Origin of the sequence: Thiothrix eikelboomii (assembly GCF_900167255.1) — a bacterium.
Classification (GTDB): Bacteria; Pseudomonadota; Gammaproteobacteria; order Thiotrichales; family Thiotrichaceae; genus Thiolinea; species Thiolinea eikelboomii.
Genome location: NZ_FUYB01000014.1, coordinates 82,169 through 99,145, shown reverse-complemented (window position 1 = coordinate 99,145; position 16,977 = coordinate 82,169). Strand labels below are relative to the sequence as shown.

At 46.8% G+C, this 16,977-nt stretch carries 13 protein-coding genes; 6 read left to right on the top strand and 7 right to left on the bottom strand.

Translation table 11 applies throughout. The annotated features are described in order from the left end of the window. Positions 1–8: 8 nt before the first annotated feature. From B5D50_RS13515 to B5D50_RS13500, 4 genes are all read left to right on the top strand, one after another. Positions 9–1,544 carry a hypothetical protein gene (locus B5D50_RS13515; protein ID WP_078923167.1) on the top strand — a complete coding sequence of 512 codons (1,536 nt, stop codon included), beginning with the start codon at positions 9–11 and terminating at the stop codon, positions 1,542–1,544. A gap of 4 nt (positions 1,545–1,548) precedes the next feature. Continuing rightward, positions 1,549–1,734 (top strand): hypothetical protein, encoded by a 186-nt coding sequence (locus B5D50_RS13510; RefSeq protein ID WP_078923166.1) that lies wholly within the window; start codon positions 1,549–1,551, stop codon positions 1,732–1,734. 62 nt (positions 1,735–1,796) lie between these two features. Next, positions 1,797–2,078, top strand: coding sequence for a helix-turn-helix transcriptional regulator (locus tag B5D50_RS13505; protein ID WP_078923165.1), 282 nt, complete (start codon positions 1,797–1,799; stop codon positions 2,076–2,078). Positions 2,079–2,224: 146 nt separating this feature from the next. Next, entirely contained in the window at positions 2,225–4,846 is a 2,622-nt protein-coding gene (locus tag B5D50_RS13500; protein ID WP_078923164.1) for a toprim domain-containing protein, read from the top strand. A 988-nt stretch (positions 4,847–5,834) separates the two neighbouring features. Here B5D50_RS13500 and B5D50_RS13490 read toward each other — a convergent pair. Genes B5D50_RS13490 through B5D50_RS13480 form a run of 3 tightly spaced genes read right to left on the bottom strand, consistent with a single transcriptional unit; the run spans position 5,835 to position 8,637 of the window. Next, positions 5,835–7,214, bottom strand: a complete 1,380-nt coding sequence (locus B5D50_RS13490; RefSeq protein ID WP_078923162.1) for an NAD(P)(+) transhydrogenase (Re/Si-specific) subunit beta — start codon at positions 7,212–7,214, stop codon at positions 5,835–5,837. After that, entirely contained in the window at positions 7,211–7,507 is a 297-nt protein-coding gene (locus tag B5D50_RS13485) for an NAD(P) transhydrogenase subunit alpha part 2 (protein ID WP_078923161.1), read from the bottom strand. The genes B5D50_RS13490 and B5D50_RS13485 overlap by 4 nt, the downstream gene beginning before the upstream one ends. 2 nt (positions 7,508–7,509) lie before the next feature. After that, complete coding sequence (locus tag B5D50_RS13480; RefSeq protein ID WP_078923160.1) at positions 7,510–8,637, bottom strand: Re/Si-specific NAD(P)(+) transhydrogenase subunit alpha; 1,128 nt, start codon at positions 8,635–8,637, stop codon at positions 7,510–7,512. 359 nt (positions 8,638–8,996) lie between these two features. Here B5D50_RS13480 and B5D50_RS13475 point away from each other — a divergent pair, with 359 nt between their 5' ends. Both B5D50_RS13475 and B5D50_RS13470 read left to right on the top strand, forming a co-directional pair. After that, on the top strand, positions 8,997–9,941 hold the full coding sequence (locus B5D50_RS13475; RefSeq protein ID WP_143594361.1) for a DMT family transporter: 945 nt from the start codon (positions 8,997–8,999) through the stop codon (positions 9,939–9,941). Positions 9,942–10,050: 109 nt separating this feature from the next. Beyond that, the gene (locus B5D50_RS13470) at positions 10,051–12,369 is read left to right on the top strand and encodes a coiled-coil domain-containing protein (RefSeq protein WP_078923159.1); all 2,319 of its coding nucleotides are present in this window, start codon (positions 10,051–10,053) and stop codon (positions 12,367–12,369) included. Positions 12,370–12,421: 52 nt separating this feature from the next. Here the strand turns inward: B5D50_RS13470 and B5D50_RS13465 are convergent, their stop codons facing one another. The 4 genes from B5D50_RS13465 to xylF form a co-directional block, all read right to left on the bottom strand. Next, positions 12,422–13,585 carry a trypsin-like serine peptidase gene (locus B5D50_RS13465; protein WP_078923158.1) on the bottom strand — a complete coding sequence of 388 codons (1,164 nt, stop codon included), beginning with the start codon at positions 13,583–13,585 and terminating at the stop codon, positions 12,422–12,424. Positions 13,586–13,753: 168 nt separating this feature from the next. Further along, complete coding sequence (locus B5D50_RS13460) at positions 13,754–14,536, bottom strand: ATP-binding cassette domain-containing protein (RefSeq protein ID WP_078923157.1); 783 nt, start codon at positions 14,534–14,536, stop codon at positions 13,754–13,756. Between the two features lie 15 nt (positions 14,537–14,551). After that, positions 14,552–15,859 (bottom strand): sugar ABC transporter permease, encoded by a 1,308-nt coding sequence (locus B5D50_RS13455; RefSeq protein ID WP_078923156.1) that lies wholly within the window; start codon positions 15,857–15,859, stop codon positions 14,552–14,554. Positions 15,860–15,929: 70 nt separating this feature from the next. Further along, on the bottom strand, positions 15,930–16,967 hold the full coding sequence (gene xylF, locus B5D50_RS13450) for a D-xylose ABC transporter substrate-binding protein (protein WP_078923155.1): 1,038 nt from the start codon (positions 16,965–16,967) through the stop codon (positions 15,930–15,932). Between the last annotated feature and the right edge of the window lie 10 nt (positions 16,968–16,977).

Genomic DNA, 16,977 nt, shown 5'->3' with positions numbered 1-16,977 from the left:
GGCACACCATGACCGTCAAAGACACACAATTAGACTTGATGCACCGCAAGCTTGAACAACACCAAGCGCATGAACAGCGCGGCTTGCTGCTGTTGAAATTGGGCTTCCTGCTCACCTTCTTGCTCTATCTCTTGTTCAACCAGCATCTCTATCTGGGGGATGCGCTTTCATGGAGCGCTTACTTCAAAGATGCAGCCTCAATCTTCGGTTTTGTCTTCACCGTAGCGATTGTGGTGCTCATGGCCTTGTTTCTGAGTTGGGTCAAACACCATGCCTATCTGCATTTCGGCTTCTTTGGCAGTGTGGCTTTAGTCGTGAGTACGGTGATTGGTTTTGCCCTCTTCGCTGAGTTCTTTTCCAGCTCAGCCAATCAGGATGTGAAAGCCAGTGTCTTGGTGGAGCGCAATAGCGCCTATCAAGCGACCTTGAACACGGAATCCACCCCGGCCAGTGCCATGAATACGGGTTTGATTACGTCCATCGCCAATGCAGAGCAAAAGCTGGCACGCTGTGAAGCGAATTTGAAACTCGGCAAGGAAAAGCACTGTGACGGGGATCGGGCTAAAGTCAACGCCTTGAAAAGCTCTGAACAATCGGCGAATCACGCTCAAGCTCAGGCCAACATCGAGCGCGATAAGCTTAAATATGCGCGCCAAGACGAACTCAAGGCACAGTCTTATAATCCGGTCATCCTCACCCTTGCGCGGGTCTTAGCGGGTGAATCGGGCGATTATAAGGACTACCTCAAAACAGCGGTGGTGCTCATTACCCTCTTCGTCGCGGTCTGCTTTGAAATCCTGCATCACTTCCTGAGTAAAAGTCATGGCGCATCAATGGCCGCGATTGAGGATTTGGAGCTAGCACTCGCTAAATACAGTGAACAGCCTGAACCTGTCCTTCCTTCTGCCTTGGCTACAGTACAGCCCATCACTGAGCCGACTAAGCAACCGATGGGTTTTGGTTTTCCGTCTACTCGCCCGAATACGGCACAGGGAGCAAGTAAGCCTGTGCTGTTCAAGTACCAAGCGCAAGGCGAACCGGAAACCAAGGCGCATCATCCGATAGGTTTCACCTTTCCAACGGTTGCTAAGTCAACGCTACCGAAACCCTCCTTAGGCACTCAGGAAGAACAGCTTTCCTTGCCTGATTTTGGAAGCTTTAAAGCGCGTCGGGATACCTTCGCTAGTCCTGCTTTGAGCGAAGCGGAAACCATAGCTGATGAACCCCGTATAGACCCTGTGCACGGGCTTATGGATGACAAACCCCGTATAGACCCCGTGCACGGGGTTTCCGAAGGGGTTTCTCTCTATCCCGCTTGGGTGCAGGCGGTGAATCAAGGGCTATGCAAGCCGTCAGTGGATGCTACCCGCGCATGGATTCAGAAATGTATAGCGCCCACTATGACTGGCTCAAAAACTAATGACCTCAAACGCATTGATCTGATGCGCAAGGCTTTCTTTAGCCGAGCGATGAAAGAGGGCTTGATGCAAGAGAACCCCAACTACCGCAACGGCGGTAAAAAATATCTATGGATCAGAGGCTAAGCGCATGAACGAAATAAACGAAAAACTCACCGTCTACTACTGGCTGGATGGTTATTGGATCACCGATAAGGAAGAGGCTGAGTTGATGGATAGCATCAACGCCTTTGGGAGTCTCCACCAAGTCTTAGAGCTGCCCCAAGGGGCAGACATTGACAAGGCAGTTAAACAGCGCTTGGAGGTCGCAGCCTAACTTTAAACATACCGGGGCAGGGTTCGCCTTGCCCTCTTTTCAACCCAAAAGAGGTAAAACTGATGAATAGTACAAACAGGGGAATAGAACCATTCAAGGTCTTGGATATACAGCAATGGCGCAACCAACAGCGCCATAGTAAGGCTGATTTACCCTTACAAGATCGTTTCCTGAGCGCGGATCAAGTCGCTGATAAGTTAGGAGTGCATCGCACGACCGTTTATCGTTGGCTGAACGATGGCATACTACCCCAACCTAACCGCAAAGGGCGCACAGTGAGATGGTCAGAACAAGGCATTGATCAGTGGTGGACAAATACACCAAAGGATAAGGAGCATGAATAGTAGAAACGAAAAAGCCCTGATTGCTGGAAACAATCAAGGCTCTAAATCAAATACATTGAATCTAAACTATACAGCAACTGCGCTATTTTTTCACCTCTCTTTTGCGGATTTTCCGACAAGTGCACTGATTAAAGTCGAGGTGAAGCATGCAAGCTGAAAAAATAATTCAACGCCTGCAAGCCGATTATGGCCTGAAACACAAAGGCGACTATCTACGTGAAGGCCGTTGCCCTGAATGTGGCAAAAAAGAGCTGTTTATCAGTGCCAGCGAACCCCATCATCTAAAATGTGGGCGGGAAACCAAATGCAATTGGGGCATGAAAACCCGTGACCTCTATCCTGATTTATACCAACCTTTGCACGAGTTGCACCCAGCTACCAAGGCCGACCCCCACGCCACCGCTAAAGCTTACTTAAAAAGCCGTGGCCTCGACCCCGCCTTGTTTGCCCGTGAGTTTGTCCAAGGCCAACGCTATGAGCGCGAAGCGATACGTGAGCCGAAAGGCACTGAAACCGTGCGCTTCTACCTCAATGCCGAAAAAAGCGTGTACTGGGAACGCTTCATTCAAGTGATTGACATGGCCGACAAGCCGAAAAAAGCACATTTTAACGGTAGTTATAAGGGCTTATGGTGGCAAGCCCACGACTTTCTCCCTGAATCGGGTAAGCAGGTCTTTTTAGTCGAAGGCATTATAGATGCACTCTCGCTGATTCAGTCCGGTTTCAAAGCCGTGGCACTGATGAGCTGCAATAATTGGCCGGAAAAGTCGCTACAAGCCTATGTAGGCAAGGGCATTCATTGGGTCGTGGCTTTAGACAATGACCCAGCAGGCCAACGCTATACGCGGGAATTTGTGCGCAAATTACAGGCTTTACATGAACACGCCGAAGCTTGCACCGCACCGGATCGCCAAAAATGCGACTGGAACGATCTATTAAAAGCTTGTGGAGGCACGATTCCCCGCGAGAAGCTCAGTGAATGGTTCTATACTGGGCGCTTACTCACCGCTAGCAGTGCCACCCGTAAAGCCTTAGAGATTGTTGAGCACACCAAGAAGCACCGCTTCACCTTTGAGTTTGCGAATCAACTGTATGCGGCCAAGTACAGCGACAAAGACGAAGACAACCCGATTCAGTTAGAAAATATTGCCAACTGCAAGCCTGAATTCCTGTACTTCCAAAAAGATACTTTAAGCGGTGATAGCTCTTATTACTTGAGCGTGACCCGTCCTAGTCAGGACGGCCAACGACCCCAAGTCTACAAAGATGTGTTCACATCCTCTACCTTGGGGGCAGCGCCTAAATTCAAAGACCGCCTGATGGATGTAGGCGCGGGTTTAATGTTCACAGGTAGCACCAAGCAACTGGAGCAACACCAAAAAGCCTATTGGTTTCCAGAAGGTGAGACTATGCCAGAGGTCAATACCATCAACTTTTTAGGCTATACCAGTGAGTTGAACGGCTGGTTATTCCCAAAACATGCGGTATTCAATGGCCGTTTATATCGTGTGAATGAAGATGACTTCTTTGATTTACCGGATGGCCGCAAAGTTAAAACCACGTTCCGGCAAGATACGGTTACGATTGGCGACCCTACCGATTCCCACCGACCCGGATTATGGCTAGAGGATTACAAGACCGCCTATGGTGCCAAAGGTTTAGCTATTCTGGCCTATTGGGCGGGTTCGTTCTTGGTGCAGCAAATCCGTCAGCAACAAGAGTCTTATCCTTTCCTAGAACTCTGTGGGCCACCGGGTTCAGGTAAAACCAGCGTTTTAACCTTCTTGTGGAAATTAACGGGAAGAGAAGGCTATGAAGGCTTGGATTTAGCCAAAGCGACCCACTCCAACCGCTGGCGCTCCTTGGCACAGTTGGCCAACATGCCCTTAGTGGCGATTGAAGGCGACCCCAGCAAATCCGAATCCGGCCACCAGCGCCGTACCTTCGACTTGAACGAAGCCAAACCCTTATACAATGGCCGAGGAATGCGGGGTACATCGCCGAAAAATAACGGGATTGAAACCCATGAGCCACCGTTCAGAGGGGTATTAATTCTTGCCCAAAATGCCGCGATTGATTCAGAACCTGCAGTGATGGAGCGGATTGTACAAATTCATTGGGACAAGTCTCATTTTAGTGATCAGGGTCAACAAGCCGCTCAACGCTTGCAGCGCTTGGAGATGACGCATATTAACGGTTTCATGACCGCCTGCATTACCCAAGAAAAGCCGCTCTTAGCCAGCTATCAAGCCCATTATCAAACGTGCTTAGAGCGCTTGGAAAATGAAGGCGGGTTATCGAATCAACGCTTACGCCACAATCACGCGCAAATCATGGCAATGGCGCATGCTTTACAGTCAATCGGTATTTTAGGCGGCTTGGGCACGTCGGATTTAGCCGCCTTGGATGCTTATTTAATTCAAGGCTGTGCAGAGCGCCACCAGTGCCTTGATGGGGATAACCCCTTAGTCGCTGAGTTCTGGGAGATGTACCACTACTTAGAGGATGAATTAGGTTGTCGAGTGAATCATTCCCGCGATGAAACCCGCATTGCTATTAGTCTTTTAGACTTTGTGCAGCAGCTGGCAGAACACAGGCTAAAACCACTAGACCTTCCTCATCTTCGGCAAGTGCTGAAGCAAAGTAAACGCTATAAATTGATAGAAGCGAATTATCCCACTTTGTCCAAGATCAAAAATAAAACGGTGAAATGCTTTGTGTTCACCAAGCAGAGTACAGGTATAGGAGGGCAGGCTATCGCGGCTTAGTTGTTTCAAGCTCATTTCAGCCACCAGAAACCGGACATTGTTCCGGTTTTTTTATGCCGACCCACTTCAAAACAGTTAACGGAAAAAGCAATTTCTTCGCAAGCGTGGGAAAAGGGTAATAAAGGTAATAATCTAATTTTTATTAGATAAATCATATAGTTAATATGAATAAAAATTCAGCAAACTGATCTTTTTTTTAGACTTAGCTTGTCAAGATAATTTTCAGGATCTGAAAAACGCTCGTAAGTCATTGATTCTTGGAAAATCAAAAACTTTGTCTTATGTGTGGGAAATAGGTAATAAAGGTAATATCGTCTTTTTTCTTATATAAATCATATACTTATAGGGTAATAAAAAAGGTAATATTAGGGTAATAATATTACCCTCTAAAATTACCTCATATTACCGTCGTATTACCCTGTTATTACCCTAAAAAGGTAATATTTTTAGGTGATCTATCTTATTGATTTTTAAAGATATGCATTGCACAAAAAAAGCGATATTACCTTTATTACCTAGTTCCCACGCTAGAGAAAGTTTATTTTTTTTGAAGCCTGCTTTTTACCGTTATCCTTCTTCAAAATCGTTCAAAACTAGAAGATCAATCAGAAAAATAGTGAAAAGCCCGGTTGCCCTGAATGCTTTGACCGTTAGTTGTTCAATTCCTAAACTTGGAATCCATTCCAGATTGAAACCAGCGCTATTGGAGAAGTAGAGGAGGGGGTAAACTTTTAATTGTGTATATCTTTGTGTATACGCTGGTTACTTGAGTAAGCGAGTTTGTTTATAAAGCAAGGAGTTATGATGGTTTTTCAGTTGCAATTATGCCTACCAAAATATTGTAGTATGCCGTTGCATACTGTCCTAAAAGCCCTTGCAGGACGCAATCTGCAAGGGCTTTTTTGTTTGCATTTTGCTAACCTACCCGCTTTAGATCCTCCCTCACTTCAGCGAGGGAAGATGTCCTTGGCTGGATTTAACAGCGCAGTTAAAACTCTTTAACAGCGTTGATTAAATCACTCGCCACTTTCTGCCCATCGCCATACAACATGCGGCAGTTATCTGCGAAGAATAGGTGATTTTCAACCCCTGAGAAGCCCGCACCTTGGCCACGTTTAATCACAATAACGTTTTTCGCGTAGTCAGCATTCAAAATGGGCATACCATAAATCGGGCTATTCGGATCAGTACGTGCGACTGGATTGACCACATCATTCGCACCGATAACTAAGGCTACATCAGCGGTGGCGAATTCTTCATTGATTTCGTCCAAGTCATAGATCAAATCATAAGGCACGCCTGCTTCAGCCAAGAGCACGTTCATATGCCCCGGCATACGCCCGGCTACAGGGTGGATAGCAAATTTGACTTTTACCCCCCGCTCCGTGAGTAGCTTAGTCAGCTCTTGGATTTTATGCTGAGCTTGTGCCACTGCCATGCCATAGCCTGGAATAATAATGACTTTCTCGGCGAAGGCCATCATGATGGCGGCATCTGGGGTTTCTATCGCTTTCATGCTGCCAGTTACTGCCTGTGCCTCACCTGTACTCCCACCGAATTGGCTAAAGAGTACATTAGAAATAGGCCGATTCATGGCCTTGGCCATTAGCTGAGTGAGTAAAGTACCCGCTGAGCCAACGACAATACCTGCAATCATCATTGCAGGATTGCCTAACACATAGCCTTCAAAACCGACTGCTAAACCAGTGAGTGCGTTGTACAGCGAAATTACCACCGGCATATCTGCCCCACCAATCGGTAAGGTCATCATGACGCCAAAAATCAAAGCCAACAGGAAGAAGATAAAGAGGGTGAATAAGCTGTATTCAGTACCACTAAACGCAATCACCAAACCAAGCAGCACCGTGAGGCCAAACAATGCAGCGTTAACCATTTGCTGATTCTTAAAGCGAATGACTCCACTAAAAGCTTTAATACCTTGGAGTTTAGCGAAAGCAATTAACGAACCAGAGAACGCGACGCTACCAATTAAAGCCCCTAATACCGCCAACAATTGCACACTAAACGGTAATTCATGGCGCTTTAATAATTCCACGGCAGCAATGGCTGCGGCTGCACCACCACCCATGCCATTATAGAGTGCAATCATTTGTGGCATATCTGTCATCGCCACTCGTTTACCGGTATACCAAGCAATTCCGCCGCCGATGCCGATGCCAAGAATCATTAAAATATAATTGCCATGAATCGCAGGATTGATAAAGGTAATCACCGTTGCTAGCACCATGCCAGCGCCTGCCCATTGAATGCCACTACGCGCATTATTGGGTGAGGCCATTTGTTTTAGACCATAGATAAATAAAACAGCGGCAATGAAATAAGAAAGATTAACAATCAAATTATTCATGCTTTGCTCGCTCCTTTCTGGCTAGTTTTAAACATACCGAGCATCCGTTCAGTCACCACATAACCGCCGACCGCATTGCCTGCTGCTAACAACACCGCAATAAAGCCGATGAACATTTCTGTACCCGTATCGGCTTGGCCTAAGGCAACCATGGCACCGACTAACACAATGCCATGCACGAAATTTGAGCCGGACATCAGCGGTGTATGCAAGATCACTGGAACTTTGGAGATGACTTCGTAGCCCGTGAAGGCCGCAAGCATAAAGATATAAAGCGCGGTAAAACCATCCATTCTTAAGCTCCTTCTACGAGTTTACGTAAGGCTTCATTAACGACTAGGCCATCACGTGTTAAACAAGCACCTGCAATAACTTCATCATTAAAATCAGCTTGGTATTCACCGTTCTTAATCATCAGTGTGAGAAAATTAAGTAGGTTTTTGGCATACATTTCACTGGCATGGACGGGAACTTGGCTAGCGACATTTAATGGGGCATGAATAATCACGCCTTGGTGCTCAATTGTTGCACCGGGCTGACTTAAACTACAGTTGCCTCCCCCTTCGGCGGCTAGATCAATAATGACCGCGCCTTTTTTCATACCCGCTACGGTGGAGTCGGGAATAATTTTCGGCGAAGGACGACCCGGTACAGCGGCCGTAGTGATTAAAACATCAGCGCTAGCAATATGCTTGGCTAGTTCTTCTTGCTGCTTCCGTTTTTCCTCATCGGTCAATTCGCGAGCGTAGCCTCCGGCACCTTCTGCACTAATGCCTAATTCGATGAATTTTGCCCCCAAAGATTGCACCTGCTCTTTAGTCGCTGAGCGTACATCATAAGCCTCGACCATTGCCCCTAAGCGCCGTGCGGTTGCAATTGCTTGTAAGCCAGCGACGCCTGCGCCGATCACAATGACTTTAGCCGGGCGGATTGTACCGGCAGCGGTGGTGAGCATGGGGAAAAAACGCGTGGATAAGTCAGCTCCCATAATCGCTGCTTTATAGCCCGCAACAGCGGCTTGTGAAGAGAGAATATCCATCGACTGCGCCCGCGAGATACGTGGGATCAATTCCATCGCATAACTGGTGATTTTCTTATCACGTAAAGCTTTGATGAGTTCCAGATTATTGTATGGATTAAGTGCACCGATTAGAACACTGCCTGCTTTCATTTGTGCGACTTCTTCAGTCGTAGGCGCTTGTACTTTCAGAACAATATCCGCTTGCTGGTAAAGGTTCGACGCTGAATCAATCAGTGTTACGCCTTGATAAGCGCTGTCCTCAATTTGCGCTGCTGAACCAGCTCCTCGTTCAATCAGTACTTCAAGTCCTAATTGTTTGAGTTTATTGATAATAGACGGATCAATAGCGACACGACGTTCGCCAGCAGCACGCTCTTTAGCGGCTGCAATTTTCAATGGCATAACTGTGACTCCAAGTAGTTAAAATTTACATAGTACTGAGTGCTTAGCCCTCAAGCTCTAGCCTGAGATAGATAGGAAATGCAATCAAAATCAAATCTCAAGCTCTCCAAGAGGAGATTGATTTAACAATATAACAGAAGTGATTAGAAGTAGCTGAGAGCAAAAACCTTGCAGAGGCTTAAGCACTAACGGCAGTCGCTGCGAATAAAGCTAGTTTTTGAACCATCGTCAGTTTTATACTATGCGTATAAACATTGACTCCAACTAAGCCCTGACAGATGCTTCTGTGAGGGCTTTGTTCTTTAGGCTCTCGTTAGTTACTTGACTGAGCCGCTTCCGTGTAACAAACGATTTTCATCATGACTATTACAAATAATTCCTTGGTTTTGCGTGGCTTACTGATTTCTTTACTGGGCTATGCGGTGTTCTCTGTACATGATGCCTTAGTCAAAGTGTTGAGTGATTATTCGGTATTTCAAATCATTTTTTTTGCTATGCTATTTAGTTATTTACCCTTTTCCCTCGTCAGGTTGGCGGATGCCCGCGCTTTATCCTTGCGTCCAGTGCATCCTTGGCTAGTATTTCTGCGTGCGGCGCTCATGGTAGGGGCTTTGTGTTTTGCTTTTATGGCTTTTTCTAGGTTGCCGTTGGTGCAGGTGTATGTCTTGCTGTTTACTACCCCCGTACTGATTTCCTTGTTAGCCGTCCCGTTCTTAGGTGAGCGATTACAGGCTGGGCGAGCGGTATTGATTATTTTAGGTTTGATTGGTGTGCTCGTCGTGCTCAGACCTACGCCCCAACGCTTAGAATTAGGGCATTTATTGGGTGCTTTGTCCGCGTTTTGTGGTGCTGGAGCGGCGGTTATTTCTCGTAAAATTGGTCGACAAGAAATCTCAGCCACCTTAATTCTTAGCCCCTTAATTTTGAATATTATCACTTCAGGCTGTTTATTATATTTCGTGTATAAACCCATGCCTTTGGTCGATTTATGTTTAATGTTTTTGCTGGGAGTCTTGGCTTTACTAGGCCAGCTGTTGCTTTTGACCGGTTATCGGAATGCACCTGCAGCGGTGGTTGCACCTATGCAATACAGCCAGATTATCTGGGCGACTATTTTTGGTAGTGTGTTTTTCAATGAGGCGGTTGATACTTTCACGATGCTAGGGGCGACGATTACGATTACAGCGGGTATCTTGATGGTCTGGCGAGAAAGCCGAGTATCAGTGCACCAGCCCGTGATCCGTAGTCGTAATATGCGCAGCGTTGGCTCAGGGCCGATTCCCGGTTTTGAGTCAGAGAACTGAGTTTAAGCAGGTTTGTTCGTGGCGAAAGATCAATATCTGTGCCAAAATTCCCTAGATACGCCTAACAGTGGTGCAGCGCTGTCTTTTGCCAATAGGAATAATGATGAACATGGAAGAATTGGACAAAGAGATATACAAAAAACTGGATACGAATGTATATCTTACTGCCGCTGACAAGCAGTCGCTGAAAAATATTGTGCTGGGCTTACAACAACGCCTGAGCGAGCGCGATGCTTTTGTGCAGAACATGACCGGCATCCTCTTGGAAAAAGATGGCCATGTACGGGTGCGTGATGCCCGCATTGATGAGCGTGATACTCAACTCGCTAAACTCAGTAGCCTTCTCATTGAAAAAGACGAGTTGATTGCTCGTCATGCCCGTGAACTCGCGGCTAAAGAAGAGTTGTTACAAAAACGTGATGCGCATTTACACGCCAAAGATGAGCAACTGTATCAACGTGAGGGCTTATTACAGGGTAGGGAAGAGCGGATTAAGGGTCTAGAAAATAAGTTAGTGACCTATGAAAAGCTCATTCAAGAAAAAGAAACCCTGATTGAGCAGCGCGACCGCAATATGGAAGATAAAGACCGTTCGTTGTTGCGTTTCGATCAGGCGGTGCAAAATAAAGATCGTTTAGTCCAAAGTCGTGATGAAACTATTTCCAAAAAAGAGCAACAGATTCAAGAGCGTGATCAGCTGATTCAAGAGCGTGCCCGCCAAACCCTAGAGCAAGAAAAATTAATTAAAGAGCGTGATCATCAAATTGCTAAGCGTGACCAGCATTTGATGGAGCGTGATCGCCAAGTGGCAGAGCGTGATTTGCGGGTAGAGGAAATTCAGCGCCATATGGAGGCGACGAATACTAGCCTGCAAGAGCGTGAAGGGGCGATTAAACAGCGCGAACAATGGATTGGCGAAAAAGAGGCTTTAATCGGTGAACGTGATCAGCGCTTAGTGATTCAGCAAAAGCAATTAGAAGCGCGGGATTTAACCGTCTATGAGCGGGATAAACAGCTGACTGAACGCGATCAAGCTTTGGCAGAGCGAGATCGAAGTGTTGCCGAACGGGATCAGGCTATTCTGACCCGTGACCAAAAAAACTATGATTATCTCAGCTCAATTGAGAGTCTTGAAGACCACCTGCAAGATCGTGATCTGCAAATCACAACTCGTGATCGGCAATTGGCTTTGCGCGATGAGCGTATTCAGAAAACTGATCAGGACGTGGTGGAGCGTGATCAGCAAATCAAAGAGCGTGATTATCAACTCAAAGAACGGGATAGCAGTTTAGCCGAGCGTGAGCAAACGATTCGTGACCGCGATTTGTCAGTCCGTGAGCGTGATCAGCGGATTACGGCACAAGATCTACAGTTGCGTGAGCGTGATAAACAGATTCAATTGCGTGATGCGCAAGTCAAGAGCCGTGACGATACTGTTAAAGAGCGCGATACCCATATTCTCGAGCGTGATAATAGTATTATTGCTCTAAATGCGCAGTTGCAAGAGCGCGATGAAATGCTCGCAGGGCGGGATAAAACCTTGTCTGAGCGGGATGCAGCCCTGCAGCAGCGCGATGAAGGTATTCAAAAACGTGACCAGCAAATTCTTACCCGTGATACGTCGATCAAAGAGCGCGATCACAGTATCACTGAGCGTGATAAGCAAGTCACGAGTCTAGGTGAGCATTTAAAAACTCGTGAAACCACCCTTGGCGAGCGGGATGAGGAAATCCGGCGGCGTGATGAGCAAGTGCGTAATTTGCAGCTGGATGTGCACATGCGTGATCAGTGTTTGGCTGAGCGTGATGTACAGTTGCAAATTCGTGATCAAACCATTCAAGATCGGGATGAAATGCTTGCGATGCGGGAGGAGACACTGGCTGAACGCGATTCAGCGATTGCCGAGCGTGATGCCCAGTTAGAACAGCGCACGAAAGATTTACAGCGTCAGGAAGAAATTGTCCGTGAGCGTGATGCGGCGATTGCCGAGCGCGACACGATGGTTGCGGAGCGTGATCGCCAAATTGAAAAACGCGATACGCAATTGGCGGCCCGTGAGCTAGAAATTAAAGAGCGGGATAATGCCTTGCGGTTACGCGATGCTACCATTCATGATCGTGATCAGTCCATCGTCGCGAAAGAGGCGCATATTCGCCGTCGCGATGAAAAAATCCAAGAGTTGAGTTTGCATATCCAACATTTAGATGGTGAACTGGCTGCCTTACGCGCACAAATCACTCATCGGGATGATCAAGTGCATCAACGGGATTTAATCATTGGCCAGCGTGATCGGCAATTAGACAAGCTCGATAAAGCGGTCGTCAAATATGTTGGCTCAACCCAAACCGTTTTTATCAAAGGTAGTTTAGCGGGCTTAATCAGTAGTTTTATTTTTTTCTGGGGCTTACGCCTTTTAGACATCCTTTAAAGGATCAATAGCTAAGCTATTAATCCCTGACCCTCTACCTAATTGACCAGAGTTACTGGTCGCAATAACCTAATTGCTTAAAAGTTTGTGTGCTACCTCTGGGCTTTTTAGAGCAGGCTGTATTTAATAGTGCCGCAATATTCCCAGCACCAAAGCCACCATAATCGGCTTTAGGGTAGCGCTTGTTCTGGGTAAACTGAGATGAATAATTATCTTTCGGTTGGTTCGGGTCAGCGCTACCCCAAGAGGTCACACCGATTACGACATTGGCTTTGGCTTTATGTCCTACCCCTGAGCCATCACTGAAACTTGGATTTTCATAACCGAAATTGACGACCCAAGGGCCACCACTTGAACCGCCTGTAAAGGTGCTGCCTTGATAAATTTGATGTGCATCAGCAATCGTGGTCAGATAACTAGGGCCATCGCTGCGTTGCATGATCGCGCCCTCATCTAATAAGCCGGGATAGCCTAAAGTTGTTACCGCAGCGGTCCAGATATTGCCCGTTCGTTTGCTATTAATAAATGAATAATTATTCCAACCGTAATTTAAATGCCCTCCTACGAGATCACTAATAAACTGACCTGAGGCATTTTTCGCTAAAATCATCACGGCTAAATCATTATCCACGGCAGAGCCACTGCCTACTTCAGTACCTTTAGTCCAAGTATTTGGCCAAACAGCGGCTAATGGTGTCCATTCACCATAAGGGCTGCTGCCTTCGTAGCTAGCGGGTCTAAATACATGCGAATCAAAGCGATCAGCGCCGGCGCCGTAGTCCTGCATACAATGAGCGGCAGTAACAATGACACTTTTAAGAATCACACTGGCCGAGCAATGAGCACTGATGCCACCGACCTGAAAGGTCAGCTTACCAATGGCACTGTAGGGGAAACTAGCACTTAAATAAGCATTGGAGTCGGATGATACGGCACTAGTGACGGCGGCAGAGACGCGCTTAGCGGTAAATGGTACCGAGTATCGACCATAAGCACGGCTAGCTGCTTCAGTTGAAGCGCCTGCTTGAGTGTTTTTGGGTGTTCCATCCGGCTCTAGATTGGAGGTATCCGGTGCGGGCAGGGGATTCGTATAGGCTTGGCTTGAATGGGTACTGGCTAGTTCAGGGGTCGGGGTCTGGTAAAAATAAACGGTATCTAGATCAGCCGCGAGGGCAGATAAAGGCATCCATGCAGTTATTAAGAGAATATGTTTCATGTCAACAGCTTCCGTGGTCAGTAAAACCTGTATTGTGTGGAGAAGGCGGTATAAATACAAGTTAGCTGTTGTGAAGCTTTTCAATACAAAAAAGCTCCCTAGCTATTTAGCTAGGGAGTAGTACAGGAGAAACTATAATGAATTAGAGGATGCAGGGTGATAGATGAATTATGAATTGCTAGCTCCCGGCCCTGGAATAGCACCGGGAGGGCATTTACCAAGAATAATCATGCCCAATACTTCATCTTTAGTGACATCATTCACATGCGCAGTACCTACCACTTGACCATTTTTCATGACGGTCACGCGATCAGCTAAATCAAACACATCGTGAATATCATGGCTAATTAGGAAGATGCCAATCCCATCGGCTTTCAGCTGTTTAATCAACTCACCGACCTGTGCCGTTTCTTGTGGACCTAAAGCAGCGGTCGGTTCATCCATAATCAGAATCCGTGCATTAAACAGAATAGCGCGTGCAATCGCGACAGACTGCCTTTGCCCCCCTGACAAGGCCTTGACGGGTTCTTTGAAGCGTTGGAAGCGTGGATTTAAACGCCCCATGACTTTGCGGGCTTCAGCTTCCATCGCTACATCGTCTAAAGTACCCCAAGCCGTTCTTAATTCCCGACCTAGATAAAGATTAGCCGCTGTATCCACATTGTCAGCTAAAGCAAGGGTTTGATAAATGGTTTCAATCCCATAGCCTTTAGCGTCGCGGGGGTTATTAATCGTGGCTTCTTGGCCATTAACAAAAATCTTCCCACCATCGCGTTTATACGCACCAGAGAGAATCTTAATAAAGGTCGATTTACCCGCTCCATTATGCCCCAATAAGGCCACGACTTCGCCTTGATAGAGATCGGCTGAGGCATGATCAACCGCATGAATACCACCGAAAGAGATAGAAATGTCACGCATTTCAACCAGAGGTGTTTTTAGTGAACTCATCGTATTTCCTCCGGTTTAAGCAGTACGCTTGCGATAAATAGTATCAACCCAAACTGCCAGTACTAATACAATCCCGACGACAATATTTTGTAGTGGTGTATCCACCCCCAATAAAATCATGCCGGATTGCAAAGACTGCATGAGCAGAGCACCAATCATCGCCCCAATAATCGTTCCTGAACCACCCGCGAGCGAAGTGCCGCCAATGACCGCAGCGGCAATTACCAGAAGTTCATCCAGTGTTCCTTGAGCATTGGTCGCTGCGTTCAGGCGAGCGGTGGAAATGGCCGCAGCAATCGCACACAAAACCCCCATGAGAATAAAAATCTTCATGGTAATCCAGCGAGTATTAATACCTGCTAATTCGGCAGCTTCTGGATTACCACCAATAGCATACACATAGCGGCCGAAGCGGGTGCGATTAGAAATAAAGGTCATCACGAGGGCAACTACCAATAAGATAATCACCGGAATCGCAATCCCATGAGCGATAAATAAACCACCTTCAGGGACAGGAATATTATTGGCTAGCGCATAATCAGCCGCTGTTTTTGCAGGCCAAGGATAAGCATTGAAGACGGCAATAATCCCTAAAGTGACGGCACAGCCTACGACTGCTAGAAAGATTTCTGCCCACATCGGCCGTAACGGAAAATTAAAGCGTAAGCGTTGGCGACGAGTATTGACGATGGCAGCAATAATCCCAATACACAGTAGAATCCCGACTATCCAACTTGCCGTTGCCCCAATCGAGCCAAACGGCCCACCACCCATTAAGCGGAAGTGCTCATCCATTGGCGCAACTGTGCGACCCGAGGTCACCCACCATGCTGCACCCCGCCAAACCAATAAGCCACCTAAAGTGACAATAAATGCGGGTACACCTAAGTACGCAATCACATAACCATGAAAAGCACCAATCGCAGCCCCTAATAAAATCCCCAAACTTAAGGCGATGATCCAAGTTACAGGGCTATCAAAGCCAATAATTTTGGGGAGAATTTCAACTTGAGTGACTGCCATGATCATACCGACAAAGCCCAAGATCGAGCCAACCGATAGATCAATATGGCGGGTAACAATAATTAGCACCATGCCAGTCGCCATGACCCCGACTGAGGCTGTTTGCACTGACAAGTTCCATAAATTCCGTGGGGTTAAAAATAAACCACCCGATAAAATATTAAAAATCAGCCAAATCAATAGCATTGCGCCGATCATGCCGAGCATGCGGGTATCGAGTTCGGTGGCTTTAAAAAATTTTGCAACTGCACCTAGCTCGCTAGCACGTGCTTTATCGGGAGTTGTAGCAGTATTACTCATAGCATCATTCCTCAAACCCTCTTCTGCTAAGAAGAGGGTAGATATAACTCATTCAAGCTAGATGCTTTTCTTACTTACAAGCAGCAACATCGGCTTTAACACCTTGGCAAACCACGTCTTTCTTTACCCAGCCCGCATCAATAACGACATTTAAGTTATCTTTAGTGATCGCGACAGGGGCTAAGAAAACTGCGTTCATAGCAACTTTATTTGGACCATCAGCCCATTGCACAACATTAGGGACTTCGCCCATTTTTTTGCCATCAGCCAGCATCGCTGCAATCGTGGCTGCATTTTTGCCAAGCTCCCGTGAGTCTTTCCACACCGAGACAGTTTGTGTGCCTAAAGCGATCCGATTTAAAGCCGCATGATCGCCATCTTGGCCTGAAACAGGCACAGAACCCGCTAAGCCTTGAGCAGACAGTGCCGCGACTGCGCCACCGGCTGTACCATCATTCGAGGCTACCACGGCATCCACTTTATTATTGTTAGCAGTCAGAATTTGCTCCATATTTTTCTGAGCATTTTCTGGCTTCCAACCATCCGTATAGGCTTCACCGACTTTCTTAACCTTGCCACTGTCCATCGCTTCTTTCAGTACTTCCATTTGGCCAGAGAATAAGAAGTCAGAGTTAGGATCCGCTGAAGAACCTTTAATAAAGGCATAATTACCTTCAGGTTTAGCCGCTAATACGCCTTTGGCTTGGAGACGGCCGACTTCTTTATTATCGAAAGTGATATAGAAAGCGTCCTTGTTTTCAATCAAACGGTCATAACCAATGACGGGAATACCTTCTGCGACCGCTTTCTCAACAGCAGGACCGATGGCACTGGAATCTTGCGCCAGAATAATCAAGGCATTAGCTTTTTGGGCAATTAAACTTTCTACGTCGGTTAATTGCTTAGAGGCTGAACCTTGCGCATCAGCAGAAACATATTTGTCGCCTGCTGCTTCAATGGCTGCTTTCATCGCAGCTTCGTCAGTTTTCCAACGTTCCTCTTGGAAGTTTGACCAAGACACCCCAATCACTTTGTCTTTCGCGAAGGTAGGCGCAGTAAAGCCTGCTAATACCAGCGCGCTAGTTAATAAAACGATAGACTTTTTCATGTAATCTCCT